This is a genomic window from Amycolatopsis sp. cmx-11-51 (assembly GCF_047608665.1).
Taxonomy (GTDB): domain Bacteria; phylum Actinomycetota; class Actinomycetes; order Mycobacteriales; family Pseudonocardiaceae; genus Amycolatopsis.
This window is the reverse complement of the sequence record NZ_JADNQO010000019.1, coordinates 25,195-49,231: the sequence shown is the minus strand read 5'-3', so window position 1 is coordinate 49,231 and position 24,037 is coordinate 25,195. Positions and strand designations below refer to the sequence as shown.

Here is a 24,037-nt window from a genome sequence, read left to right as displayed (position 1 = left end):
CTTGGGCACCCTCATCGGCGCGGCCGCCGCCGTCATCATCGGGCTCGCAACGGCCGCAGGGGGGAGTTACGCGCTGACGAACTCCGCCGATCCGGACGCCGCACCCCAGGTGCAGGCGAAGATCAAGGAGCAGTTCAACCCGAACACGGGCCCCGAGAACGTTATTTACGGCAAACGCTGAGCCGGTGTCCCAGCTCGCCTCCGACCACGCGCAGCGCGTCGTCGGGCTTTACGGCGACCCCACCGTTTCCTGGAGCATTCTCCTGGAAGCGAAGCTGTCTTCGGTACTGACACCGGAAAAAGCCCGGATGCGGCTGGCGGTCGCGGCCGAGGAGCGGCCGTGGCTCGGAGCCGCCCCCGAGGTCGAAGCCGTTCCCGGGAACGAACTTCCGGCGACTCGCGATCGCTTCGCCGAGGCGCCGTACGAACGCGGCGCGCCGTTGCTCCGCGTCGCGGCCGGCACTGACGAACCCGTCGTGCTGATCGCCGCGCACCACGGCGCGCTCGATGGTCTCGGCCTGCTCGCCGTCCTCGGCCTCCTCCTCGACGTCCCGATCTCGTCCGCCGCCAAAGGGATCGGCACGCGGACGGCGGATCGTTCCTTTCTCACCTCGGCCTTCCAGCGGCTCGCCGAAGCGCTTTTCACTCCTCCGGCAAGGATCACGCCGGAACGGGCTGGAAGTGGGGTAGGGGACGTGTTCAGCGCCAGGAATCTCCCTCGCGCACGGCTCGGGTCCTCGGCTCTCGCGGCGGCCGCCGCCAACCTGACCGAGACATGGAACGCCCGGCGCGGCAAGAAAACCGCGCGAGTGGTGGCGGCGGTTGGCGCATCCTGGCGAGGCGGCGCCGTGCCGGAACCCGAGCACGACAGCGCGTTCTTCCGCTTGCGGCTCGGCCGGAATCCGGTCGCGGCCGACGTCGGCGCGCTACTGGCCACGCAACCGCCGGAACCCGACTTTCCCGCGCGCAGCAGCAGGATCGCCCGGCTGGGAACCCGCCTGCTCGCGAGCAGGCTCGGGTCCACCTACCTGGTTTCCAACCTCGGCGTCGTGTCGGCGGCGGACGCGGTCGCCTCGATCGCGTTCTATCCCGCCGCCAGCGGCCGCTCAGGCGTGGCGTTCGGCGCGGTGACCGTCGGGGGTACGAGCACCGTCACCGTGCGCGCACGCCGCAAGGACTTCGACGACGCCGCCGCGGCCGGGCTGGCCGACGGGATCGTGGAAGCCTTGCGGCGTCAGGACCCTGGGATGGGGGATGGCCACCCCGGCCACGTCGCGCACGAGTGATTCGAAGCGGCCCACGCTGTGGTCCCAGTCGAACAGTCCCGCCCAGGTGACGCCCGCCTCGCCCATCTCGCTCCGGCGCGACAGGTCGGCGAGCAGGCCTTCCACCTGCGTGGTGAAATCGTGGAAGTCCTCGGCGAGCAGCCCGGTCTTGCCCTCCACAATGGATTCGGCCACCCCACCCGCCGCCCGGTAGGCCACCGACGGCACGCCGTGCGCGGCGGCTTCCATGATGACGATTCCCCAGCCCTCCTTGACCGACGGGCACAGGTGCAGCCAGGACCGTTCCAGGATCTCGTGTTTCTCGCCCTCGTTCACCCAGCCGTGCAAGTGGACACGGTCTTCGACGCCACGGTCACGGGCGTGTTCGCGCAGGACTTCCTCCCACGGCCCCTGTCCGACCACTTCGAGCCGCAGGGTCGGCCAGCGCCGCGCCAGTTCGGCGACGACGTCGATGGCGTGCTCGATCCGCTTGTGCGGCACCAGCCTGCTGACCGCGACCAGCGTCGGCTCGGCCGCCCGGACGGCCTTGCCGCGCGGGGGAGTGTCCAAACCGTTGGGTACCACGGTGATCCGTGACCCTTCGATGCCGAGGCCGGCGAGTTCGCCCTTGGTGATCTCGGAAACCGTGACGTAGCGGCAGTGCCGGAACAGCCACGGCGCCAGCCTGGACTCGATCCACCAGCCGATCCGGCCCAAGGTCTCGCCGAGCGCGCTGATCCACTGTTCACGGTGGACGTGGTGCACCAGCACGAGAACCGGGCAGCCCGCCACCAGCCTGGCGAAGAACGGCATCCCGTTCTGCACGTCGACGACGAGGTCGGCGTGTGCCTTCCGGATCGCCCGGAGCGCGTGGACGTAGACGCCGAACTTGTTGCCCCGGCGGCGGTAGCGGACACCGTCGCGCCATTCCCCGGCGTTCGCGCCCGGATAGGCGGCGCACTGGATTTCGACCCGGTACCCCGCCTTGGCGAGCCCCTCGGCCATCCGCTCGACGTAGCGCTCCGAGCCACCGCCTTCCGGATGCCCGGTGTCGCGCCAGTTGACGAGCAGCACACGTGGCCGATCCATCGTGGTTCTCCCAACCTGTTAGCGACAATGCTAGGTTACCGGTGCGTACACGGTAGATGAATCATTCCCGGAAAGCGATGGTTCGATGGTCGGTAATCGGTCGGTGACTCCTGCGACGATGCCGCATCGCGCCACTTTGCGCAGATCGGTGACGTTGTTCCGTACTTTTCTCACCGAACAGACGGATCCGGACGGGTTCTACTCGGTGCTCGCCGAGGACTCCGTCCGTCAATTGGCGCGGCACACTCCGTTGAACGGCCGGATCGTCGTCGACGTCGGCGGTGGACCCGGCTATTTCTCCGACGCGTTCCGTGCCGCCGGTGCCACCTACCTCGGCATAGATCCCGATGTCGGCGAGCTGACGGCGCGGGGCGAGGCCGGTGAGAACATGGTCCGCGGCAGCGGGACGAAACTACCGGTACGCACCGGATCCGTGGATGTCTGCTATTCGTCGAACGTCCTCGAACACGTTTCCGAACCCGAGGTCATGCTGGCCGAGATGTGCCGGGTGACCAAACCCGGCGGAACGGTTTTCGCCTCGTTCACGCCGTGGTATTCGCCGTGGGGAGGTCACGAGACGGCGCCGTGGCATTACCTCGGTGGTTCCTACGCTCGGCGGCGTTATCTCGAAAAGAACGGGAAGGAGCCGAAGAACAAATTCGGTGAGAGTCTTTTCGCCTTCTCGGTCGGCGCGGCCATCCGGTGGGGGAAGGCCACGCCGCTCGCCGATCTCCAGGAGGTCTATCCGCGCTACCATCCCTCCTGGGCCACCTGGATCGCGCGTGTTCCCGGCGTCCGGGAGGTCGCGTCCTGGAACCTGGTTATGGTGCTGCGCAAGCGCTGATTGCCAGTGCTAGTGCCGTGAGGGCGTGGGGCGCCGCTTCGCCAGCAGGAAGACGCCGAGCGCGAGGAAGGCCGCGCCGCCGATCCCGAACACGATCGGCCCGGTGCTCCCGATGAAGTCCAGTTTGCCCTTGTTCTCGCCGACCTGCTTGACCATCGTGTCGACGGTCGCGTCGGTGAAGGTCAGCTTGCCGTCGAAGACGACCGTGGGCGTGGGGTTCGCGGCGGAGCGCAGTTCCTGGTGTGATCGCTGCTCCTGTTTGACCTGGATCCCGGTCACCGGCTCGATCCAGCTGGTGATGGTGCCCTGGTAGAACTGGCCTGCCTCGACGGAGTCGCCGGCGGCGCCGATGAGCGAGCCCGGCACCTTCTTCGTCGCGATCTTCGTGTCGGGGATCTCCTGGACGAACTTGTAGACCTCGACGCCCTTGATGTCTTCGACGCCCTTGAACCGGGCCTGGACCGCGCGGCCGGTGTTGTCGTCGTAGACCTGGTAGTCCTTCTGCTCGGTGTCGAAGGGGAACTTGAAGTTCAGGCCGGGCTGCGGCCTGTACTCCTGGATCTCCTTGGGCTTCTCGCCCTCCTTCTCGGGCTTCTCCTCGAGCTTGGTGACGAAGCTGCTCTTGTCCGAGCACTTCGCCTCCTGGTCGCCGCCCGGCGGCACGTAACCCTCCGCGGTGCGGCGGTCGAAGCAGACCTGCCGTTTGCTCGCGTTGACCACGGTCTCGTCACTGGTGTCGACGACCGAGACGGCCAGGAGCCAGACGGCGACGTCCGTGCCCTCCTGCATCTCCGGCGGCGCGAAGTTCGCCACCACGTGTGCGGTCGCCTTCAGCTTGGCGTCGTCGCGGATCTCGGTGACGGTCTTGCCGTTCTCGGTCTTCACCGCGAGAACCTTGGACGCGGTGCCTTCGAGGACCGACGTCGATTCCTGGTTCAGTGGCACTTTGGCGAGTTCGGGTTTCACATAGGTCGGCAGCAACACCGCGCCGGCGACGGCGAAAACCCCTAGTGCCAAGAAGATCAGGCTCAACGCACGTCGCAACGGTCCTCCTGGTGAAGCCAGCTACATTACCCATCGGTAATCAGTCGCCAGATAGTGGCTCGCGGACCGGCCAGCGTCAAAGGTGTGACCGATGGTCATAGGTACGCCGTAGGGCCGAAAGGCGGTATGGATACCACCATTCGGCGTAAGCAGCCAAATATGTTTATTCCCGGGAACAACGTGAGCCGGACCACCATCGGACGACTTCCGGTGCGTGGAAAGGACTTTTGTGCCGCAGGACCCGAACGATCCCCGCGCGCTGGACATCGGCGCGTACTCGGACTCCATCACCGACGTCGAACTCCGCGACGCTGTCGCCGACGTCGCCGCATTACTTTCGTTGCACGGCAACGTGATCCGCGATCTTGACGCCAGGAGATCACGGTGGCGTCCCGGACGGCGCTCTCCGCATCCGGACATCGTCCTGTCCGCCGCCGGACGCCGTCCACAGTGGATGAGATCCGCGAAGCCCGAGGTGACCCTGCCGGTCGCCACGACCTCGCGCGGCCGGACGCTCGCCGTGCGGCTCACCGCGCGGCCCGGTCTGGGGCACACGTTGCTGGACCTCGCGAGGATCATCGACGCCGACATGACCCCGTGATTCGACGCGGAACACGCGAGATCGCGCGAAGCTAGGGTTTGCCGTCCGCCAGGCGGACCGCCTCCAGTGCGACGTAGAGTTCGCCGATGTCGACCGGGTCGGACAGGTCGCGCCTGGTCAGCTCCTGCACCCGGCGGAGCCGGTACCGGACCGTGTTCGGGTGGACGATCAGCCGGTCCGCGGCCTCCTTGGCCGAGCCGTGCCCGGCGAACCACGCGACGAGCGTGTCGAGAAGGACCTGCCGTTCGGCCTTGGGCAGCACCAGGATGCCGGTGAGCACCGAGCGCACGACGTCCCGTGACATCGCGGGAGCGCTCGCGACCAGGGTGGTGACGGGGGAGTCGCCGAAGACGGCGACACCGGCGGTGCCGGTGGCCAGCGAACGGCGGGCGACCCTGGCCCGGTGCACCGCGTCCGGTAGCTCGAGGAATCCGTTGAAGGGCCTGCTCATCCCCACCGCGAGTGGCAGGGTGCCCAGTACGTCGCGCAGCCGCCGGACGTCCTCGACCCGGTCGATCACGACCAGTCCGATCTCGGCGCCCGGCCGCCAGGCCGACTTCCAGCGCCGCGCCCGCAGCAGCGCTTCGACGCCGGGACGTTCCTTCGGCGCGACGGCTTCGGTCACGACGGCGACGAACGTGCCCGCCGCCGGGAGATCGAGTTCCTTCGCGGCGTTCTCGAGTTCCGCCTGGGTGGCGAACCGGCCCTGCAGCAGGCCGTCGAGCAGCGCGAGCTTCTCGTGGGAGAGTTCGGCGGCGACCTCGCTGTACGCGGTGGTCAGCGCGTCGGAGTAGAGGTCGATGGTCTTCCATACTCCTGCGTTGATCTCCACCGTGCGCGCGGGGTTGATGAAGCCGGGCCCCGCCAGTTCCAGCAGGCGCTCGTAGACGAAGATCCCACCGATCCGGAACGCGCGGAGCACCGACGGCAGGGGGATACCCTGCCGGGCCTGCGCCAGCCCGGTCTTGCGGGCCGCGTCGAGCGGGAGACCCCGCCCCTCGACCAGCGCGGTCAGCGCTCGTTCGAGATTCGCCCGGCAGACCTGGCGCAACTCGTCCGGCGCGGTGCTGTCGACCTGGTGATAGAACTCGTCCTCGTCGCTGAGCAACTGGGCAAGGCGGTCGCTGAACTCGGGCAGCCGGGTGAGCATCGCCTGCATGAGCACACGCTGCTCCCGGGGTGCGGGAGTAGCGAGAGCGTCGGTGCCCATCCGTCAACTCTAACCCGTGCGCGTGGCCGCTTTTTATCACGATGCGACGAAAGGGCGGTTTCCGGTGCTGAGCGCGTCTGACAAGAAGGAACGCCGCCGGACGGAGACCCCGTCGTCCGGCGGCGCTTTCCCCCGGTTCGAATGATCAGTGGTTGATCTTGAACCACGGCTGCGACCAGCCGAGATAGGTGTAGTTCCACTTGCTCTTGATCTGCGCGATCGTGGTCTCGGTGAAGCTGCCGGGGCCGTTGATGTCGTTCGACAAGAACTTGCCGCCCCCGATGGAGATCATCGTGTGCCCGGTGCCGCCGTTGCTGAAGAAGGCGAGCCCGCCCGCGGGAACCTGGGTGTCACCGGGGTGCTTGTACGAACCCGGGAGCTGCGTCCAGTGCACGTAGGCCGTTTCCGAACCGCTCGCGGTCCAGCCGTAGGCCCACGAGTTGATCCGGTCGCACCAGCGGTAGTAGTCGGGGTCGTTGTGGGTGTGCACGTGCGCCTTCGCCCACGCGACGGCTTCGGCGCAGGTCCTCGGGTTGCCGGTACCGGCGGTGGAGCAGGAGAGGGTGCTGCCGGCGCAGTCCGGGGCGACCCGGCCGTCCGAACCGGTGTGGACGTAGGCGTCGCTGATGTAGCCGCCCTTCGACGGCACGTAGTCCCAGATGTCGGTGGTGCCGTACTTCCCGGTCACCGTCGAGCCGTTCGTCTGGCAGTCGATCGTGACGGCGGAGCCGCTCGCGACCGTGCCGACCGCACTCCCGCCCGTGCTCGGGGTCGACCGGACGGTCACCGCCACGCCGGAGTCGGTGTTCACCGTGCCCGTCGCCGCCAGCGCCTCGTTCGCGCCACCGAGCATGATCGCCCCGGCCAGCGCGATCGTCGCCATGGAGCCTCTGGCGATCCTCGATCGGATCTTCATCTCTGTCCTCCAGTGGTTTCCCCAGATAGACGGACAGGATGCAGGACGCTCGTACAAGCGGCGTACAAGAAGCGATCGTCCGAAGTGGACGGTTCTATGCCGGGACGAGCGCCGGTTCGGCGACCCTTCCGATGATCGGGACATCGGTCGTGTACCGGGCGTTCCGTTCGGTGAGCAGGACACGTAACCGCGCCAGCGCGCGAAACTGGGCCGCGCGGACCGCTCCGGCGCTCGGCAGGCCGAGTCGTTCGGCCGTCTCCTCGGCCGAAAGGCCGAACACGAACCGGAGGGCGAGCACCTGCCGGTGCGGCATCGGCAACCTGGCCAGCAGGATCCCGGCCTGCATCCGGTGCTCCAGCCGTTCGATGTCGTCCGGGTCGCGGCGGGCCCAGAGGGTCAGGCCGTCGCCGATCTCCGGGACGCAGGCGACCGGTTCGCGGGCGCGGCGCCGGTAGAGGTCGGCCACCTTGTGCCCGGCGATACCGAGGACGAACGCGAGGAACCGGTCCGGGCGGTACCGGTAGCGTGGCAAGGCGATCAGGACCGCCTGCAACACCTCCTGCGCGCAGTCCTCGGCGTCGCAGGCACCCGTTCCGGTGCTCCCGAGCCTCGCGGCGCAGTAGCGGAACACGTGCGGGGAAAGGAAACGGGCCAGTTCCCGGACCGCGTCCGGATCACCGGCGACGGCCGCCCGGACCAGTCTGCTGTCCGGGTTGGGCAGCCGCCCCGCCGTCGCGGCGGCACGGGAGTCCGCGGGTACCGTCGATGGCGTTACCTCGTCCAAGTCAGCACTCCTGGTTCGGGAAACTTTCCGCCAAGGTGCGCCCGTCATCGGGGACTGGGACTTCGTGCGCGGTTGTCCAGCTTGCCGTGCCGCGCAAGGGATGTCCACACGTTCGGCGGGAAGTCATCCGAACCGCTCAATGTCTACTGTGGACGTTGAGGCTGCGAGCCTTCGAGGCAGGAGAGCACCGGAGGATAGGCGGTGGTGTCGGTGCTGAGGAAATCCGAGGTCCAGACCAGGCAGTGCGCGAGTACCCGGATCCGCTGGTCGAGGTCGGCGTTCTCGCAGGCCGCGCCGATCTGGTCGGCGCAGGTGGCCCGGTCGTCGCGGACGCTGGCGGCGATGGCTCGGACGATCGCGGCCACCCCCGGGTCGAGTTTGTCGGGCCGGACCGTCGCGCCCGCGGGGTCCCGCAAGCGCAGCGTGAACGGTTCACGGATTCGCAGTGAACGACGGCGATCCTTGGCGGCCAAGGAGAAGGTGTCGACGAGCCGTCCGACGACGTCGTCGAGCGCTGGTCCCCGCCGTCCGGAGGAGGCGATGGACACGAGTGCGGCGGCGAGTCGGTCGGCTTCACCGGATCTCGTGAGTGACAGGAGATCGCGGGCCACGGTGTGCGCGTGTCTGGGACTGGCTTTCATGTCGGGCCCCTCGCTTGGTCGTGCCGACAACCAATACCCCGCAGGGGGAGAGCTAAACACAAATGGATGCCGGATTGGGGCGGATGGCGGTACTGGTCATGTCATTCGGCTCAGAGCTGAAGGGCCCTTTCCCCGCATGTCACGCGGGAAAAGGGCCCTTCACCGCGTCACATGCGGCGAAGGGCCCCTTCGGCCTAGCGCGCCAGCAGTTCTCGCAGCGCCTTCACCACCTCCGACGGCGATTCCTCGGCCATGAAGTGGCCCGACGTGACCGTCCGATGGTCCAGATCCGTCGCCCACGCCCGCCAGAGTGCGACGGCGTCGTAGCCGAGCGCGGCACCCCAGTCCTGCTGGAGCACGGTGAGCGGCATCGCGAGCCGGTTACCCGCTTCACGATCCGCTGTGTCGTGTTCGACGTCGATGCCCGCCGACGCGCGATAGTCGGCGACGATCGAGGTCACCGCCCTCCGTGACGCCTCCAGGTACGCGGCACGGACGTCGGCGGGGATCGCGTCGCCACGCTGCGTCCAGGCGTCGAGGAAGTGCCCGAAGAACGCGTCGGGCGCGGCGCCGATCAGCTGTTCGGGCAGTCCGGGCGGTTGGGCCATCAGGAAGAGGTGGAAGCCGACCGCGGCGCGGGTGCCGTGCAGCACATCCCACATGTCGAGGGTCGGCAGCACGTCGAGGATCGCGAGGTGGCTCACGTGGTCCGGGTGGTCGAGCCCGGCCCGCAGGGCCACCAGCGCGCCCCGGTCGTGCCCGGCGAGGGCGAACCGGTCGTGGCCGAACGCCTTCGCGACGGCGACGACGTCGGCCGCCATCGTGCGCTTCGAGTAGGTCTCGCCGGTGTCCACGGGCTTGTCGCTTTCGCCGTATCCTCGCAGGTCAGGGCAAAGGACGGTGTGGTCCGCCGCCAGCTCGGCCGCCACGTGCCGCCACATGAGGTGGGTCTCGGGGAAACCGTGCAGCAGCACGATCGGGCTGCCGGTCCCGGTGACGGCGACGTCGAGTGAGACGCCGTCCGCCACGGGCACGCGCTGGTAGTCGAATCCGGTGATGCGCATGGGTACCTTCCTGGTCGTTCGCTGTCACGGCCAGCGTCCCCGGCCCGAATCAGCACCCGGTCAGCGACGACCGGGCGGCCGGGGCACGATGATCACCGTCGGTGAGCCAGGAGGTGGCGATGCGGTTCGGGGTGCTCGGTCCGCTCGTGGCCGAGGACACGCGGGGTGACGTCGGGCTCAAGGGACCACGCCACCGCGCGGTGCTGGCCAGGCTGCTGATCGCGCGAGGCCGGGTCGTACCGGTGGAACGCCTAATCGACGACCTGTGGGAGCGTCCGCCGGAGGGCGCTGTCGGCGCCGTCCAGACGTTCGTCGGTGCCCTGCGCCGGGCCTTGGAGCCGGATCGCGCGCCCCGTGAGCCCGCGCGGCTGCTCGTCACGGTCGCCCGGGGCTATGCCCTGCGCGCGGACTCCGTCGATGCCTGGGATTTCGAGGCCGCCGTCACATCGGCCCGCGAACTCGTCGATAGTCGGCAGGCGAGGACCGCACTGTCGCGAGTGGACACCGCGCTCGCGCTGTGGCGCGGGCCCGCGTATGCCGAGTTCGCCGAGGAGGGCTGGGCGCGGGGCGAGGTCTTCCGGCTGGCCGAACTCCGGCTGCTGGCGTGGGAACTCCGTGCTGAAGCCCTCCTCGCGCTCGGGCGGGCGGCCGAGGCGATCCCTGAGCTGGAATCGCGAGTGCGCGAACATCCGTCGCGGGAGAACGGTTCCCGGCTGCTGGCCTTGGCGCTCTACCGCTCCGGACGGCAGGGTGACGCGCTGGCGGTGTTGCGGACCACGCGCGAGCTGCTCGCCGACGAACTCGGCGTCGATCCGGGCGTGGCCCTGCGTGACCTGGAAGCCGACATCCTGGCGCAGGCACCCCGGCTGGAACCGTCCGTGCCCGAGACCGTCGAGCGGCCACTGGTCGGCCGCGACCCGGAGCTGACCCGGCTGACGGAGGCCGCTTCCAGCGGGAGGTCGCGGCTGGTGCTCGTCTCGGGCGACGCCGGGGTGGGGAAGACCGCGCTCGCCGAGGCGTTGTCCGCCCGCCTCGCCGCGCAGGGCTGGACCACGGCCTGGGGGAGCGACCCCGACGACGAGGGCCTGCCGCCCGCCTACGCGTGGAGCCGGATCCTGGCCTCGCTCGCCGACGCCGGATACGGCGCCCCGCCGGCGGCGGACCCGGTCACCGAAGACCCGATGGCCGCGCGCTGGCGATGGCATCGGGCTGTCGCGTCCTACCTGACCGGTGCCGCGCCTCTCCTGCTCGTCCTCGACGACCTGCACTGGGCGGGTGAGGAGACGTTGGCATTGCTCACCTCGGTGCTCGCCGAACCGGTGGTGATCGTCGCGACCTATCGCGGCACCGACCCGTCCGCGCGCCTGACGGACTTCCTCGGCCGGGCCGCTCGCGCCGAACCGGTGCGCGTCCACCTCGGTGGCCTGCCCGAGACCGCGGTCGCCGACCTGGTCCGCGTCACGACCGGGCAGGACGTCGACCCGGAAACCGCCGCGGTCATCCACCGGCGCAGCGGCGGGAACGCCTTCTTCGTCCGCGAACTCGCCCGGCTGCTGGCCGCCGAGGGCCCGGCCGCGCTGGACACGGTGCCGCCGGGAGTCCGCGACGTCGTCCGGCATCGGGTGGAGGTACTCCCGGACGAGGTTCGCGGCGTCGTGCGCCGGGCCGCGGTGATCGGCACGGACGTCGATCTGGGCCTGCTCGAAGCCCTGGCGGGGGAAACGGCGCTCGACGCGGCCGAAAGCGCGGTCCGGCACGGATTCCTGACCGAGCGGGCACCGCGCCGGTTCCGGTTCGCGCACGCTCTCGTGCGGGACACGCTCTACCACGATCTCTCTCGTTCGCGCCGTGCCCGCGAGCACGGCGCGATCGCTGAAGCGCTGGAAAGCCTGCGCCCGGACGACGTCGACGCGCTGGCGCACCATTTCGTGCTGTCCGAGGAGCACTCCGACCGAGCCGCGCACTATGCGCAGGCGGCCGCGGAAAGGGCGGAAAGCCGTTTCGCGCAGGCGGAAGCAGCGAGACTCTGGGACGCCGCGCTCACCGCGTACGACCGATCCGGCGACGGAGACGCGGAGAAGAGGCTGGAGCTGATCATGGGCAAGGCCCGCGCGTCAGCTGTGTCCGGCGGCCTCGGCCATGCCCGGCGGCATCGGGCCGAAGCGCTGGAGCTGGCGGAAAGGCTGGACGATCCGCTCGTGACCGCGCGAGTGATCGGCGCCTTCGACGTCCCCGCCGTCTGGACCGAAAGCGACGACCCGGAGCTGGCTTCCCGGATCGCGGACGCCGTCGAACGGACCCTCGCCGCGTTGCCCGCCGAACGGACGGCCGAGCGATGCCGCCTGCTGGCCACGCTCGCCGTCGAACTGCGGAACGCGGGCGGGCAACGGGCTCGCGACGCGGCGCGGGAAGCCGAGGCGCTCGCACGACGGCTCGACGACCCCGCGTTGCTGGCGTTCGCGCTCAACGCCCGGTTCCTGCAGTCCTTCGACCGGGCGGGGCTGGCACCCCGGCGGGCCGAGATCGGCGCGGAACTGGTCGACCTCGCGTCGCGGCACCGGCTGGTGACGTTCGAGATCCTCGGGCACCTCGTGCTCATGCAGGCGAAGAGCGCGCTCGCGGACTTCGCGGCCGCGGACCGGCACGCCGCGTCGGCGGACGAACTCGGGAAGAAGTACGACGCTCCGCTGGTCGGCGTCTTCACCCAGTGGTACCGCGCGACGCGGACCGCGATGACCGGCCCAGGCGGGGAAGCCGCCTATCGCACCGCGGCGTCGGGGCTCGCCGGCACGGCCATGTCCGGAGTGGACAAGGGAATCCTCGCCCTCGCCTCGCACTGTGACCGGATCCAGCGAGGCTTGCCGCCCGACGCGGGTGAAACGCGTTACGGCGCTTACGAAAGCTGGTGCCGCCCGGTTCTCCCGATTCCGGACTCGCCCCGGGATCTGCTGTACGAGGCCCGCACCTGCCTGCACGCCGTCGTCGCGATCGAATTCGGCGACCGGCCGGTGATGGAACGGCTCTACACCGAACTCCTGCCCGCCGACGGCGAGATCGCCGGGGCCGGGAGCGGGATGGTCACCCTTCGCCCGGTCGCCCGCTACCTCGGTGATCTCGCCACCGCTCTGGGCCGTTACGAAGCGGCCGCCGCGCACTACCGGCAGGCGCACGCCATCGCGATGAAGGCCGGTTCACCGCACTGGGGTTAGCTCAGGGGCGGTTGTGTCGCGAAAGTGGCTTTCGCGACACCCCGGACCCACACCCCCGCACTAGCTCACTCCCGCATCGCGCGGCGGATCTCGGCAAGCTTGTCCTTGGCGGCCTTGTCGCGGTCGGCGATCTTCTTGTCCAGCGAGGCCACGTCTTCCTTGCCGCCGAGGCCGGCGAGTTCGGTCGAACCCAGCGAGGTCGTGTACCGCTGCTCGATCCGGTCCCGCACGTGGTCGAACGACGGCACCCCCGATTCGCTGTAGTCCGGGTCCGGAACCTCGACCGGAGGGGTCGGGGACTCTTCGACGATTTCGGCGTCGAGGATTTCCGGCTTCTTCTCCGGACTGTTCTCACTCATGGTCACTCCGTCCTTGCCGCCAGGGCACGGCTTCGGTCATCAAACCGAGCATGCCCGAAACCAGGCGCATCTGCTCGACCGTGCGGATGTCGGCCTCGACCAGCCGCGGAGAGCAGACCACGATCGCGAGCGCCTGCGCCCGCGAGAGAGCCACGTTGAGCCGGTTGCGGGAGAGCAGGAAGTCCAGTCCGCGCGGCAGGTCGATCGCCGAGGAGGAGGTCATCGTGGTGATCACCACCGGCGCTTCCTGCCCCTGGAACCGGTCCACCGTGCCCACCCGCACGCCGGGATGCCCGGCCTGGTCCAGTGCGCGGGCCACGACGCGGGCCTGCAGGTTGTACGGCGCCACGACCAGGATGTCCTCGTCACCGAGCGGCCGGGGCTCACCGTGATCGGTCCAGGAACGGCCGTGGAGATCGGCGACGAGAGTGGTGACCGCCTCGGCCTCCTCGACCGAACGCGTCGTGTTCCCGTGGTGGTCGACTTCGGCCAGGTACAGGCCCGCCTCGACGCCTTCGATCGCCCGTTCGGCCGCCGTGGGGTGCGAGTGCAGGCGGCCCGCGTAGGACAGCCGCGAGACCGGCGCGCAGACGGCCGGGTGCATCCGGCGGGTCTCGTCGAGGAAGTAGCCGAGTTCGGCCGGGATGATGTCGGCCTCGCCGATCAGATGTCCCAGCGCGGACGCCTCGGCGCCCGCGGGATGCGTGCCTTGCACGACCTGTGGCAACTGCTGCGGATCGCCCAGCAGCAGGAGGTTCTTGGCGCACATCGACACCGCGAGCGCGTCGGCGAGGGCGAACTGGCCCGCCTCGTCGATGATCAGCAGGTCGAACGGTTCTTCGCGGATCGCGGCGTTCGCGAACGTCCAAGCGGTCCCGCCGACCAGATGGCCGGTGTCGTGCTCCTCGCGCCATTTCACCAGCGCGGGATTGGTCTTCGGCTGTTCCCACGGCGCGGCCGGATCCGGGGTCCGTTTGGCACGTTTGGCGCACGGCAGGTCCGGCGCGTTCTTCAGTGCGGCGGACAGCACGTTCTCCACGGCCTTGTGGCTGGTCGAGGTGACAGCGACCGTCTTGCCCGCGCGCACGAGCTTCGCGATCAGCCTGCCGGCCAGGTAGGTCTTGCCCGCTCCGGGCGGCCCTTGGACGGCAAGGGCGGAGCCGTCCAGCTTCTCGACCGCGTCGATCACGGTGGTCACCAGGTCGGAGCCCGGTTCGGGCAGGGTCTGGTCGTCGCGCAGCCGGGGCGTCGTGCGCCGGAGCAGGTCGACGCCGGGGTGAGCGGGCAGTACCGGCAGTGCGTCGACGACGAGGCGGGCGAGGTCCGCGACCGCGTCGTCCTTGGGGGAGGGCCGGACCGGGCTGCCGGGCAGCACCGCCACCGGCCGGTCGGCGGTGGTCTCATCGGGCGGGCAGCTTTCCTCGAGGGTCAGTTCGACGGCGGTGGCCGAGACGACCTTGGCGTCCCGTGCGGCTGCGCCGTAGCGCAGGCGGACGTCGTCGCCGGGAGCGAAGGGATGCGGCCGGTCCGGGTCGCAGCGAAGCGTCAGTGACCGCTTCGCCTTGCGGACCCGGCCCGAAGGCGGCACCCATTCCCCGGCTTCCATGGCCACCGGGACGGTGCAGGCGTTGTCGGTCTCCAGATCACCGAGCGGGGCGGCGAGCTGGCGGAAGTACTCCCACCACGCCGGATTCGTCTCGCGGCGGTGATAGCCGACGGACGCGGCCAGCAGCGCGCGAGCGCGGTCCTCGCCGGTGAACTCGGCCGGATCGTCGGGAAGACCGTCCAACAGTGGATCGACCAGGGCGGCCAGTTGCGCGGCGCGTTCCGCGCGCTTCTGCGCGGCGACGTCCTCTTCTGTCTCGCGGAGCAGAGCGTCCACATCGGACTCCTCCGGCGGCTCGGCGAGCGCGATCCCTTTCTCCGCGCGGATCTGGTGGAGGAACTCGAACAGCCGCAGGGTGGAGACGCAGTCGTATTCGTTGTAGTCGCTGATCCCGCGCAGCACTTCGTCCGCGTGCTCGGTCTCGCCGGAGGCGGTGAGCGTCAGGTATTCCTCGTAGGCCTCGATGCTCGAAACCGCCGTCTTCACGTCGCCGTCGCGGGCCCCGGGCATGTAGAGCGGTTCGAGGTACTTGATGGAGTACGACCGCTGCGAGACCCGGAGTGCCTTACGCACCACGGCATACAGGTCTACGAGTCCGCCGCTGCGCAGCAGGTGGTCGACGGCGTCCTCGCGGGTCCCGTGCACCGCGGCGAGCCGCTTGATCGCGGTGACCTCGTACGGGGCGTAGTGGTAGACGTGTGAACCGGGATGTTCCGTGAGCCTCGCGGACGCGAAGTCGACGAACTCTTCGAAGGCCCGCTTTTCCTGCGACCGGTTGTGCGCCCAGAACGGCGTGAACTTCATGGTGTCTTCGGCGGTCACCGCGCCGAAGAGGTATTCGAGCCCCTCGCCTGCCAGCGCGTACGGATCGCCTTCCATGTCGAAGAAGACGTCGCCGGGCGCCGGTGGCGGTAGCTCCGCCAGCGCGCCGGGATCGATGATCTCGTAGGCGATCTCGCCGGTGGCGTCCTGGCGGACCTGGATCGCGGCCTGCGCGCGCAAGGTGGTGAACGACGTCACCGAGATGTCGCGAGGCCGGTCTTCCGGTGTCGCCTTCGCGAGATTGTCGATGGTGTCCAGTCCGGCGGCGACGAGTTTGCGCCGCTGGTCACCGCGCATCCCCGCCACCAGCGAAAGATCGCGATCGGCCTCGCGGGCGCTCGCGCAATGCGCGGCGTAGGAGCAGCCGCCGCAAGCGGGCCGTTCGTCGGCCCACAGCGGGGCCGGCAGGGCGGGCGGCCGGTTCCGCAGCCGGGCGCGGAGCCGGTCCACCAGCGGGAGGAAGTCGTCGACGCGGAACGAACGGGTGCTGTGATCGCCGAGCAGCAGGTGCATCTGCGGACCAGCGGGCCAGCCCGCCCGGCGCAGGGCGTCGGCGTACGCGGTCAGCTGGACCACCGCCGCGGGCTTCGCGTGCCTGGCCAGCTTCGTGTCGTACACCTCGTAGCGGCCTTCGTCGTCCCGCATCAGGAAGTCGGCCCGGCCGGAGAACTCGCCGTCGTGGAAAACGGCTTGGTAAATCACCGGAGCGCCGGCTCGTAACGCCTCTTCAGTGGCCTTCGCGGCGACGACCGGGTCTCGTTCGTCGATCTCGACGACCGCGCTCTTCTCGCCGCGCAGCTTGTCCAACGTCGCGGCCTCGTGCGCGCGCCCGTGGGTGACCGCCAGCTGGTCCGGCCCGGAGCCCGGCCGCGGCGCCCCGGGGAGGTCGGCGGCCAGCGCCTGGTTCAGGACGCTGCGGTGCTCGCATTCGAGCAGGTCGGCGAGATCGGACGGGGTGTACATCGCCCGGGAGTCTGACATGGACTCCCGCGCGGACGGCCCCGGCACGCCGGAGTCAGCCGGAGGTGTGGTCGAACTTCAGGTGCGTGGTGATCCGGTAGCGGTCGCCCCGGTAGATCGAGCGGGTGTACTCGATCACGCGGCCACCGGGGTCGCGGGTGGTGCGTTCGAACAGCAGTGCGGGGGAGTGCTGCGGAACGCCGAGCAGGCCGGATTCGTCGGCGTCGGTGACGGTCGGTTCGGTGATCTGCACGGCCGTCGACGGCCGGACCTCGTACCGCGTCCGGAGCAGTTCGTAGAACGAGCCCGACTCGAAGTCGGCGCGCGTGATGTCCGGCACGATCTCGCGCGGCACGAGGATCCGCTCGATCGCCATCGGCGCCTCTTCGACGATCCGGAGGCGGGTGACGGCCACCAGCGGGCGGCTGGGGGAGACCTCGAGCCGTTTGCCGAGCCGCGCCCCCGCGGGCGTGATCTGGAAGTCGACGACCTTGCTCGTCCAGTGGCCCTCGGCCGGCGGGGCGAACTGGTCGCCGCCGGTGGTGGGCAAGAGATCCTGGGAGATCTTGCGTGGCGCGGTGAACGTGCCGCGGCCGTGCTCGCGGACGACGAGGCCGTCTCGCGCGAGTTCGTCGATCGCGGCTCGCAGGGTGGGGCGCGAGACACCGATCTGGGTGCTCAGCGTGCGTTCCGAAGGCAGGACTTCGCCCGGTTGCCACCGCTCGATGAGCTTGCGCAGCCGCTCCTTGACCTCTGTCCGCCGCATGACCACAGCCTACCCAGTGGTCGTCACGAATTGGCTGGTGGACAAGTTGTCTAGACCTATTGACTTTACCGCTGACCGGCGGGACCTTGAGAGAAGCTGACCACTGGTAAAGGAGAGCGCGATGTCGAACTCAGGGAAGTTCCGTTTCGCCGCCGTCGCCGCGTTGTCGGTCGCCGCACTCGGGCTCGCACCGGGTACCGCGAGCGGGGCGGCCGCGTGTGGGGCCCTGTTCGACGACTTCCACTACGCGTCGCACACCGACGGGCTCCTCTCGCAGCACGGCTGGCAGGTGCGCTCCGGTGGTGGCGGCCCCGGCGTCGCGGGTGCGCGGTGGGCTCCCGAAGGCATCACCTTCCCGACGTCCGGCGGGGACAAGGTCCTGCAGCTGGCCTCGGCCACCGACGGCACGCCCGCTGGCACCACGCAGACCGAGATCCTGCAGCCCGGCCGACGGTTCTTCGAAGGAACCTACGCGGCACGGATCCGGTTCTCGGACGCGCCGGCGTCCGGCCCCGACGGCGACCGGATCAACCAGACCTTCTTCACGATCAGCCCGCTGCGCTACGACAACGACCCGATCTACAGCGAGCTGGACTTCTCGGAATACCTGCCGAACGGCGGATGGGGCGAGGCGGGGCCGGTCAACTTCCAGACCAGCTGGCACACCTACACGCCGGACCCCTGGTACGCCGAGAACAAGAGCAGCGCTCAGCGACGCAGCATCGACGGCTGGCATTCCGTCGCCGCGACCGTGTCCGACGGGCACGTCCGGTACTACATCGACGGCACGCTGGTCGCCGACCACGATCGCGGTGGGCCGTTCGACGTGTACCCGCGGCAGGACATGTCCCTGAACTTCAACCAGTGGTTCATCGACCTCACCCGGCACAGCGGCGGCACGAGCACCTATCTCGAGCAGGTGGACTGGGTCTACTACGCGAAAAACGAGGTCCTCACGCCTCAGTCGGCCGCCGAACGCGCCGCGTCGTACCGATCTTCGGGTGTGCGGTTCGCCGACGATCTCAGTGGCTGTTAGATGTGAGCCGGGGTGCTGCGGGAGCGAGGAGTGCGGTGGACGAGCAGAATCGGCTGGCGGAACGGTTCGAGGAGCACCGGACGAGGCTGCGTGCGGTGGCCTACCGGATGCTGGGCTCGGCCAGTGAGGCCGAAGACGCCGTCCAGGACACCTGGCTGCGGCTCAACCGCACTGACGCCGGGGAGATCGAGAACCTCGGCGGCTGGCTGACCACGGTGGTGGCGCGGGTGTGCTTGAACGTGTTGCGCTCACGCGACCACCGGCGGGAAGAGCCGCTCGACGCCGCGTCGTCCGAGCCCGTCGACCCTTCGGTCGATCCCGCCGCCGACGCCGTGCTCGCCGACTCGATCGGACTGGCGATGCTCGTGGTCCTGGACACCTTGGCCCCCGCCGAACGGCTCGCGTTCGTGCTGCACGACATGTTCGCGGTCCCGTTCGACGAGATCGCCCCGCTGATCGACCGCACCCCGGCCGCCGCCCGGCAACTCGCGAGCCGCGCCCGGCGCCGCGTCCAGGGCCGCTCCACCGCCGCGGAACCAGACCTCGCGCGACGGCGCCAGGTCGTCGACGCCTACCTGGCCGCCGCCCGGGGCGGGGACTTCGAAGCGCTCCTCGAACTGCTCCACCCCGACGTCGTCCTCCGCGCCGACAGAGCGGCAGGCCCCTCGCGCACACCGGTCTTCCTGCAAGGCGCTTCTGTCGTGGCCCGCGGCGCCGCGGCCGCCTCGGTGCGGGCGCGGACCACGCAACTCGCGCTGGTGAACGGTGGCGTCGGCCTCGTGATGGCCGACGAGGGACGTCCTTCGGTGGTGCTCGCGTTCTCGTTCATGGACGGGAAGATCACCGAGATCGACGTCATCGCGGACCGGGAACGGTTGCAGGGGCTGGATTTGGTGATCCTGGAAAGCTGACCTCGGCCCCGGTTGCGGTTCGATCGCGACGGGTATCGACGAATCTGTCGCTCCGGTGAGGTGTTGACGGTTACTTGCCCGAGGGGACGTTCGGAAATGTCCGGCGCCATGCTGTGAAGGAGCCGCCGTCTTATCGGGAGGCTTATCAGCGGGACCGGGTCCTTTGTTCTTCCGCGTTCCGGCGGCTCGCCGGTGTCGCGCAGATGGGCCGAGGACTCGTGCAGCACTTGCGCGATATCGGGCATCCGCCGTTTGGTCACATCGCGTTGAACGCGGTCCTCGAGCTTCCGCGTCTCAAGCCCTGCGACTCGTGCAAGACCACGGCCTTGTGGACCGACCGTGGTTACGGCGACAAGTGGGGGCGGGATGACCCCGAAGACTGCTTCCGGGCAGGGTTGGCCCCGTTGCGTGGCTTGTCTGTCGATCGGAAGCGCATAGTCAAGCACGGGATCCGCAGATTGAAGAATCACAACGGTTTCGACGAGTTCGGTGACCGTCTTCAGTCGCAGTGCTGGGGCACCGCAGAAATCGTGTTCGGATGAACATGATCACCAGTGATCATCTCGCCAGGTTCGTGCAGGCGGCCCGGGTCATCGACGAAGCCCCTACGTGAAAATTGATCTGGAAAGTCAATGCCGGGTCGCGGCGCTGAAAGAGCTCACGTGGTTCTACGTGATCGAAAGGCCACCGCCGGGATCATCGGCTCAGACTTCGATCGGTTGATCACGTGCCTGGGGAAGTCGCCAAACAGCCCGGAGACCTCCCTTCAGCTTCGAGAAGAACAAAGAGGCCCGATGCGCTCGGGCCGTCACCGACTACGTCTGCCTGCTCGCCGAGGCGCAGGCCGTCGATCTCGGGAAGCGGCTGGCGGGGCGGTCGCAGAGTTCGATGTTCGGTACCTGGTTCAGGCATCGCGCTGTCGGTGCCGCCCTCCGGGCACGCCGAAGGGCCCGTCGCCGGTGTGGTGGCGGGCTCCTCGGGTTCAGCTGTGATGCGTGTTGCGCCTGGGCTTCTGTAGTGGATCCAGGTACTGCGGCGGAACGAACTCCGGTCGGCCATTGGCTGCCATGCGGACTTTCCAGCCGGATTGTCCGTGGATGACCATGTGGTGGTAGCGGCAGAGCAGGCACAGGTTGTTCAGGTCGGTGTCGCCGAGTTGGCCCCACGGCAAGATGTGGTGGGCTTCGCAGTGTTTCGGTTGTCGCCGACATCCAGGGAAAATGCAGCCGTGGTCGCGGAGGTTGAGTGCTCGGCGTTGTCCGGGAGTGACGGTGCGGGTGGCGCGGCCGATGTCGAGGGGTTCGCTTTCGGAGCCGAGGACGGCGGGGATGATTTTGGCGTCGCAGGCGAGCATGCGGGCGTGGCGGGCGGTGATCCGGGTGACTCCGTCCACGCAGGCTGCTCCGAGCAATGATGACAGCGTCTCCAGTGGGATGGTGACGACGGCGGTGGTGCGGTCCCCGGAGAGGGTGGGGGCTTTGTCGTTGGTCATGGCGTAGTGGATGGCGTCGAAAAGGGCGTCGCCGTGGCGTTCGGCGGGGGTGCGCGGGTCGCGGTTGCCGTCGTCGTCGACGGGTCTTCGCTGTCCCCAGGTTTCGAACAGGGCGTTCGCTCGCGCCCCGAACTCGGGGTCCAGCAGGCCATTCAATCGCCACCAGCCGTCGTCACGTTTGCGGAGGAACACTTCGCGCGAGGGTGGTTTGAGGTCTTCGTCTTTCGGTTCGTTCCCGTCGGGGTCGAGGTGGGCCAAAAGATCCGCGCCGGCGCTGGTGATTTCCTGTGGTCCGGCTCTCCGGGCAAGGTCTACCAAGATCTGTTCCGCGCCGGAGCGACCCTTCGCCGGGATCTCGGCGGGGATCTTTTTCAGGACTGCGAGGAGTGGGTCCAGTTGCTGGTGGCCGAGGTCGCCCTCGGCCGCGGCGGCGCCCGCGATCGGCGCGAACGCGGGCGCGGGGGTGCCATCCAGGTTCCGGCCGTCGTTCACCGCGATCGCCCGCGCCACCGTCTTCCGCGCTTCCTCGGGCGTGATGCGGGCGGTTTCGGCGAACCAGCCCGCGGTGGAGCCGTACCCGAACAACTCCATCGGGCCCCGGGCTTCGATCTCCACCAGGAACTGCCCGACCTCCGCGAAGGCCTGCCGTGCCAACGACATCCGCTCGACCACACCGTGCGCGAGTTCCTGCGCACCGGCACGCCACAACTCCTGTGGCGGTTCGAGGGTTCGTCTGCTGGACACCCCTCAAGAATACCATTTGTCGAACATATATTCGACCAACGAAAGCTGTGTCGATGGTGGACTGGATCTTTTCTATTCTGCTGCGCGGCTCTCGGGCGAGAGTTGGTGAAGGCCTCCTTCGCTACTCTCAGGGTAGGGAAGGAGGCCTTCACGACGTCGAGATCTCAGGGGTTCGGAAGTACTTCTTGAAGTCCCGCGAACTCGACCCCGAATCACTAACGACTTAGCCTTCGAAAAGGCCTAAGGTGATCCGGACACCGCAGTCACCCGGGAGGCACGCATGTCGTTGTTGGCCCAGCTGAGCACCTCGATCACCACGGGCGCGATCGAGGTCGTCGACCTCACCGCCCCGTTGAGCGCGAGCACGCCGATCCTCCGGTTGCCGGAGCCGTTCGCGAACACGATCCCGTTCGGCCTGGAGGAGATCAGCCGGTACGACGAACGCGGGCCGCGCTGGTACTGGAACAACATCCACACCGGCGAGCACACCGGAACCCATCTCGACGTCCCGGTGCACTGGGTGTCGGGAAAGGACGGCCACGACGTCTCCGAGGTGCCGTTGCGGACGCTGGTCGCCCCGGCGGTGGTGCTCGACGCGTCGGCGCGTGCGGCCGAAGATCCGGACTACCTGTTGTCCGTCGACGACATCCTCGCGTGGGAGCGCGAGAACGGGCCGCTTCCCGACGGCGGCTGGCTGCTTTACCGCACGGGGTGGGACGCCCGATCGCACGATCAGGAGGCCTTCCTCAACAACGACGAGAACGGCCCGCATTCGCCGGGCGTCTCGGCGGAGTGTGCCCGCTGGCTCGCGGAAGAGGCGCCGATCACCGGGTTCGGCGTGGAGACGGTGGGCACCGACGCGGGGCAGTCGCTGGCACTCGAACCGGCCTTTCCTTGCCATGAACTCCTTCTGGGCGCGGGAAAACACGGCTTGACCCAGCTGCGGAACCTGGCGAGCCTGCCGCCCACCGGGTCCTTGCTGGTCGTCAGTCCGCTGCCGATCGTCGGCGGTTCTGGGAGTCCTGCCAGGGTCTACGCGCTGGTGGAACGGGCGTGAACGTCGCGGAACTGGTCGGCCGCACCCTCGCGGAACTCGGGGTGGGAGCCGCGTTCGGGGTCGTGGGCAGCGGTAACTTCGAGGCCACCAACGGGTTGCGGTCCGGCGGAGTGCGGTTCGTCGCCGCGCGGCACGAGGGCGGCGCGGCGAGTATGGCCGACGCCTACGCGCGGATGAGCGGCCGGATGCCGGTGCTGAGTCTCCACCAGGGTGTCGGGCTGACCAACGCGCTCACCGGGATCACCGAGGCGGCCAAGAGCCGGACACCGATGATCGTCCTGACCGCCGACACCGCGGCGTCGGCGGTGCTGTCGAACTTCCGGATCGACCAGGACGCGCTCGGAACCGCCGTCGGCGCCGTATCGGAACGCGTTCACAGCGCGGCGACCGCGGTCGCCGACACCGTCCGCGCTTACCGGACGGCCTGGCAGCAACGCCGGACCGTCCTGCTCAACCTCCCGCTCGACGTCCAGGCCCAGGAAGCACCCGAAGCGGTCCTCCCGGTACCGGGAATCGCCGGCCCGGCGCCGATCCGGCCGAACTTCGAGGCGGTCGCGAAACTGGCCGACCTTCTCGCCGAAGCGCGGCGACCGGTGTTCATCGCCGGTCGTGGTGCGCGGGCGGGCGCGGCACCGCTCCGGCAGCTCGCGGAGGTCTCCGGTGCGCTGCTGGCGACTTCGGCGGTGGCACACGGCCTTTTCCCTGACGATCCCTTCTCGATCGGGATCGCGGGCGGCTTTTCGTCACCGCAGGCGGCGGACCTCATCGGTGACGCCGATCTCGTGATCGGCTGGGGCTGCGCGCTGAACATGTGGACCACCCGGCACGGCACGCTCCTCGGCCCGAAAGCCCGCCTGGTCCAGGTCGACGTCGAGCAGGCCGCGCTCGGCGCCCACCGGCGGATCGACCTCGGTGTCGTCGGTGACGTCGGCAGCACCGCCACCGACGTCCACGCGGAACTCGAAAAGCGTGGCCACAGCGCCGGGAGACAGCGAGTCCCCGCGGGAATACGATGGAACGACGTGCCGTATGACGACCTATCCGGCGACGGACGGATCGACCCGCGCACACTCAGCCGCCGCCTCGACGAGATCCTGCCCGCCGAACGCGTGCTCTCGATCGACTCCGGCAACTTCATGGGCTACCCGAGCGCGTACCTGTCCGTCCCCGATGAGAACGGCTTCTGTTTCACCCAAGCGTTCCAATGCGTCGGGCTCGGCCTCGGGACGGCGATCGGCGCGGCGCTCGCCAGGCCGGACAGGTTACCGGTGCTCGGCGTCGGCGACGGCGGGTTCCTCATGGCCATCTCCGAACTGGAAACCGCCGTACGGCTGGGGGTCCCGCTCGTGGTCATTGTTTACAACGACGCCGCGTACGGCGCGGAAATCCACCACTTCGGCAACGCGGACATGACCACGGTCAGGTTCCCCGATACCGACATCGCGGCGATCGGACGCGGTTTCGGCTGCGACGGCGTCACCGTGCGGTCGGTCGAGGACCTCGCCGGAGTCACGGAATGGCTCGGCGGGCCACGGGACGCGCCGCTCGTCATCGACGCCAAGATCGCCGACGACGGCGGCTCGTGGTGGCTCGCCGAAGCCTTCCGCCACTGAGTGT

General features: G+C 69.1%; 20 protein-coding genes. 9 read left to right on the top strand and 11 right to left on the bottom strand.

The annotated features are described in order from the left end of the window. The first annotated feature begins 1 nt into the window (after position 1). Complete coding sequence (locus ACM6LU_RS35290) at positions 2 to 181, top strand: hypothetical protein (RefSeq protein WP_414942192.1); 180 nt, start codon at positions 2 to 4, stop codon at positions 179 to 181. Positions 182 to 1,106: 925 nt separating this feature from the next. On the opposite strand, the gene ACM6LU_RS35285 is transcribed toward ACM6LU_RS35290, so the two are convergent. Next, complete coding sequence (locus tag ACM6LU_RS35285; RefSeq protein ID WP_414942191.1) at positions 1,107 to 2,354, bottom strand: glycosyltransferase family 4 protein; 1,248 nt, start codon at positions 2,352 to 2,354, stop codon at positions 1,107 to 1,109. A 148-nt stretch (positions 2,355 to 2,502) separates the two neighbouring features. Here ACM6LU_RS35285 and ACM6LU_RS35280 point away from each other — a divergent pair, with 148 nt between their 5' ends. Further along, the gene (locus ACM6LU_RS35280) at positions 2,503 to 3,198 is read left to right on the top strand and encodes a methyltransferase domain-containing protein (RefSeq protein ID WP_414942242.1); all 696 of its coding nucleotides are present in this window, start codon (positions 2,503 to 2,505) and stop codon (positions 3,196 to 3,198) included. 9 nt (positions 3,199 to 3,207) lie between these two features. Here ACM6LU_RS35280 and ACM6LU_RS35275 read toward each other — a convergent pair whose 3' ends face one another. Further along, complete coding sequence (locus ACM6LU_RS35275; RefSeq protein ID WP_414942190.1) at positions 3,208 to 4,242, bottom strand: DUF3068 domain-containing protein; 1,035 nt, start codon at positions 4,240 to 4,242, stop codon at positions 3,208 to 3,210. Between the two features lie 229 nt (positions 4,243 to 4,471). Between ACM6LU_RS35275 and ACM6LU_RS35270 the strand changes: the two genes are divergently transcribed. Then, positions 4,472 to 4,843 carry a hypothetical protein gene (locus ACM6LU_RS35270; protein ID WP_414942189.1) on the top strand — a complete coding sequence of 124 codons (372 nt, stop codon included), beginning with the start codon at positions 4,472 to 4,474 and terminating at the stop codon, positions 4,841 to 4,843. Between the two features lie 31 nt (positions 4,844 to 4,874). Here the strand turns inward: ACM6LU_RS35270 and ACM6LU_RS35265 are convergent, their stop codons facing one another. The 5 genes from ACM6LU_RS35265 to ACM6LU_RS35245 all read right to left on the bottom strand — a co-directional run bounded on the left by ACM6LU_RS35265 (position 4,875) and on the right by ACM6LU_RS35245 (position 9,458). Then, the gene (locus ACM6LU_RS35265; RefSeq protein WP_414942188.1) at positions 4,875 to 6,053 is read right to left on the bottom strand and encodes a PucR family transcriptional regulator; all 1,179 of its coding nucleotides are present in this window, start codon (positions 6,051 to 6,053) and stop codon (positions 4,875 to 4,877) included. Positions 6,054 to 6,198: 145 nt separating this feature from the next. Continuing rightward, positions 6,199 to 6,969 (bottom strand): hypothetical protein, encoded by a 771-nt coding sequence (locus ACM6LU_RS35260; RefSeq protein WP_414942187.1) that lies wholly within the window; start codon positions 6,967 to 6,969, stop codon positions 6,199 to 6,201. A gap of 94 nt (positions 6,970 to 7,063) precedes the next feature. Beyond that, entirely contained in the window at positions 7,064 to 7,753 is a 690-nt protein-coding gene (locus ACM6LU_RS35255) for a sigma-70 family RNA polymerase sigma factor (RefSeq protein ID WP_414942186.1), read from the bottom strand. A 143-nt stretch (positions 7,754 to 7,896) separates the two neighbouring features. Continuing rightward, positions 7,897 to 8,394 carry a hypothetical protein gene (locus ACM6LU_RS35250; RefSeq protein WP_414942185.1) on the bottom strand — a complete coding sequence of 166 codons (498 nt, stop codon included), beginning with the start codon at positions 8,392 to 8,394 and terminating at the stop codon, positions 7,897 to 7,899. A 194-nt stretch (positions 8,395 to 8,588) separates the two neighbouring features. Further along, the gene (locus ACM6LU_RS35245; RefSeq protein ID WP_414942184.1) at positions 8,589 to 9,458 is read right to left on the bottom strand and encodes an alpha/beta fold hydrolase; all 870 of its coding nucleotides are present in this window, start codon (positions 9,456 to 9,458) and stop codon (positions 8,589 to 8,591) included. Positions 9,459 to 9,577: 119 nt separating this feature from the next. Between ACM6LU_RS35245 and ACM6LU_RS35240 the strand changes: the two genes are divergently transcribed. After that, on the top strand, positions 9,578 to 12,667 hold the full coding sequence (locus ACM6LU_RS35240) for a BTAD domain-containing putative transcriptional regulator (protein WP_414942241.1): 3,090 nt from the start codon (positions 9,578 to 9,580) through the stop codon (positions 12,665 to 12,667). 65 nt (positions 12,668 to 12,732) lie between these two features. Here ACM6LU_RS35240 and ACM6LU_RS35235 read toward each other — a convergent pair whose 3' ends face one another. The 3 genes from ACM6LU_RS35235 to ACM6LU_RS35225 are packed head-to-tail and all read right to left on the bottom strand — an operon-like array spanning position 12,733 to position 17,180. Beyond that, positions 12,733 to 13,026 (bottom strand): hypothetical protein, encoded by a 294-nt coding sequence (locus ACM6LU_RS35235; RefSeq protein WP_414942183.1) that lies wholly within the window; start codon positions 13,024 to 13,026, stop codon positions 12,733 to 12,735. Next, positions 13,019 to 16,417, bottom strand: a complete 3,399-nt coding sequence (locus ACM6LU_RS35230; protein ID WP_414942240.1) for a TM0106 family RecB-like putative nuclease — start codon at positions 16,415 to 16,417, stop codon at positions 13,019 to 13,021. Before ACM6LU_RS35230 ends, ACM6LU_RS35235 begins: the two co-directional genes overlap by 8 nt. A 52-nt stretch (positions 16,418 to 16,469) precedes the next feature. Continuing rightward, positions 16,470 to 17,180: a GntR family transcriptional regulator gene (locus ACM6LU_RS35225; protein ID WP_414942182.1), complete on the bottom strand. Its 711-nt coding sequence runs from the start codon at positions 17,178 to 17,180 to the stop codon at positions 16,470 to 16,472. Between the two features lie 121 nt (positions 17,181 to 17,301). Here ACM6LU_RS35225 and ACM6LU_RS35220 point away from each other — a divergent pair, with 121 nt between their 5' ends. The 3 genes from ACM6LU_RS35220 to ACM6LU_RS35210 all read left to right on the top strand — a co-directional run bounded on the left by ACM6LU_RS35220 (position 17,302) and on the right by ACM6LU_RS35210 (position 19,669). Next, a complete protein-coding gene (locus tag ACM6LU_RS35220) occupies positions 17,302 to 18,216 on the top strand; it encodes a glycoside hydrolase family 16 protein (RefSeq protein WP_414942181.1) in 915 nt (304 codons plus the stop codon). A gap of 35 nt (positions 18,217 to 18,251) precedes the next feature. Next, on the top strand, positions 18,252 to 19,127 hold the full coding sequence (locus ACM6LU_RS35215) for a sigma-70 family RNA polymerase sigma factor (RefSeq protein ID WP_414942180.1): 876 nt from the start codon (positions 18,252 to 18,254) through the stop codon (positions 19,125 to 19,127). Positions 19,128 to 19,201: 74 nt separating this feature from the next. Beyond that, positions 19,202 to 19,669: a hypothetical protein gene (locus tag ACM6LU_RS35210; RefSeq protein ID WP_414942179.1), complete on the top strand. Its 468-nt coding sequence runs from the start codon at positions 19,202 to 19,204 to the stop codon at positions 19,667 to 19,669. 440 nt (positions 19,670 to 20,109) lie between these two features. Here ACM6LU_RS35210 and ACM6LU_RS35205 read toward each other — a convergent pair whose 3' ends face one another. Continuing rightward, on the bottom strand, positions 20,110 to 21,363 hold the full coding sequence (locus ACM6LU_RS35205) for a DUF222 domain-containing protein (protein WP_414942178.1): 1,254 nt from the start codon (positions 21,361 to 21,363) through the stop codon (positions 20,110 to 20,112). Between the two features lie 280 nt (positions 21,364 to 21,643). Between ACM6LU_RS35205 and ACM6LU_RS35200 the strand changes: the two genes are divergently transcribed. Together ACM6LU_RS35200 and ACM6LU_RS35195 are read left to right on the top strand one after the other, a co-directional pair. Further along, positions 21,644 to 22,420: a cyclase family protein gene (locus ACM6LU_RS35200; RefSeq protein WP_414942177.1), complete on the top strand. Its 777-nt coding sequence runs from the start codon at positions 21,644 to 21,646 to the stop codon at positions 22,418 to 22,420. Next, complete coding sequence (locus ACM6LU_RS35195; RefSeq protein WP_414942176.1) at positions 22,417 to 24,033, top strand: thiamine pyrophosphate-binding protein; 1,617 nt, start codon at positions 22,417 to 22,419, stop codon at positions 24,031 to 24,033. The genes ACM6LU_RS35200 and ACM6LU_RS35195 overlap by 4 nt, the downstream gene beginning before the upstream one ends. Positions 24,034 to 24,037: the final 4 nt, after the last annotated feature.

What these genes read in the sequence shown, in the direction of transcription:
- ACM6LU_RS35220 (WP_414942181.1), top strand. Translation starts at nt 17,302, where the DNA reads ATGTCGAACTCAGGGAAGTTCCGTTTCGCCGCCGTCGCCGCGTTGTCG.
- ACM6LU_RS35260 (WP_414942187.1), bottom strand. Translation starts at nt 6,969, where the DNA reads ATGAAGATCCGATCGAGGATCGCCAGAGGCTCCATGGCGACGATCGCG.
- ACM6LU_RS35225 (WP_414942182.1), bottom strand. Translation starts at nt 17,180, where the DNA reads ATGCGGCGGACAGAGGTCAAGGAGCGGCTGCGCAAGCTCATCGAGCGG.
- ACM6LU_RS35265 (WP_414942188.1), bottom strand. Translation starts at nt 6,053, where the DNA reads ATGGGCACCGACGCTCTCGCTACTCCCGCACCCCGGGAGCAGCGTGTG.
- ACM6LU_RS35245 (WP_414942184.1), bottom strand. Translation starts at nt 9,458, where the DNA reads ATGCGCATCACCGGATTCGACTACCAGCGCGTGCCCGTGGCGGACGGC.
- ACM6LU_RS35240 (WP_414942241.1), top strand. Translation starts at nt 9,578, where the DNA reads ATGCGGTTCGGGGTGCTCGGTCCGCTCGTGGCCGAGGACACGCGGGGT.
- ACM6LU_RS35250 (WP_414942185.1), bottom strand. Translation starts at nt 8,394, where the DNA reads ATGAAAGCCAGTCCCAGACACGCGCACACCGTGGCCCGCGATCTCCTG.
- ACM6LU_RS35235 (WP_414942183.1), bottom strand. Translation starts at nt 13,026, where the DNA reads ATGAGTGAGAACAGTCCGGAGAAGAAGCCGGAAATCCTCGACGCCGAA.
- ACM6LU_RS35230 (WP_414942240.1), bottom strand. Translation starts at nt 16,417, where the DNA reads ATGTACACCCCGTCCGATCTCGCCGACCTGCTCGAATGCGAGCACCGC.
- ACM6LU_RS35285 (WP_414942191.1), bottom strand. Translation starts at nt 2,354, where the DNA reads ATGGATCGGCCACGTGTGCTGCTCGTCAACTGGCGCGACACCGGGCAT.
- ACM6LU_RS35200 (WP_414942177.1), top strand. Translation starts at nt 21,644, where the DNA reads ATGTCGTTGTTGGCCCAGCTGAGCACCTCGATCACCACGGGCGCGATC.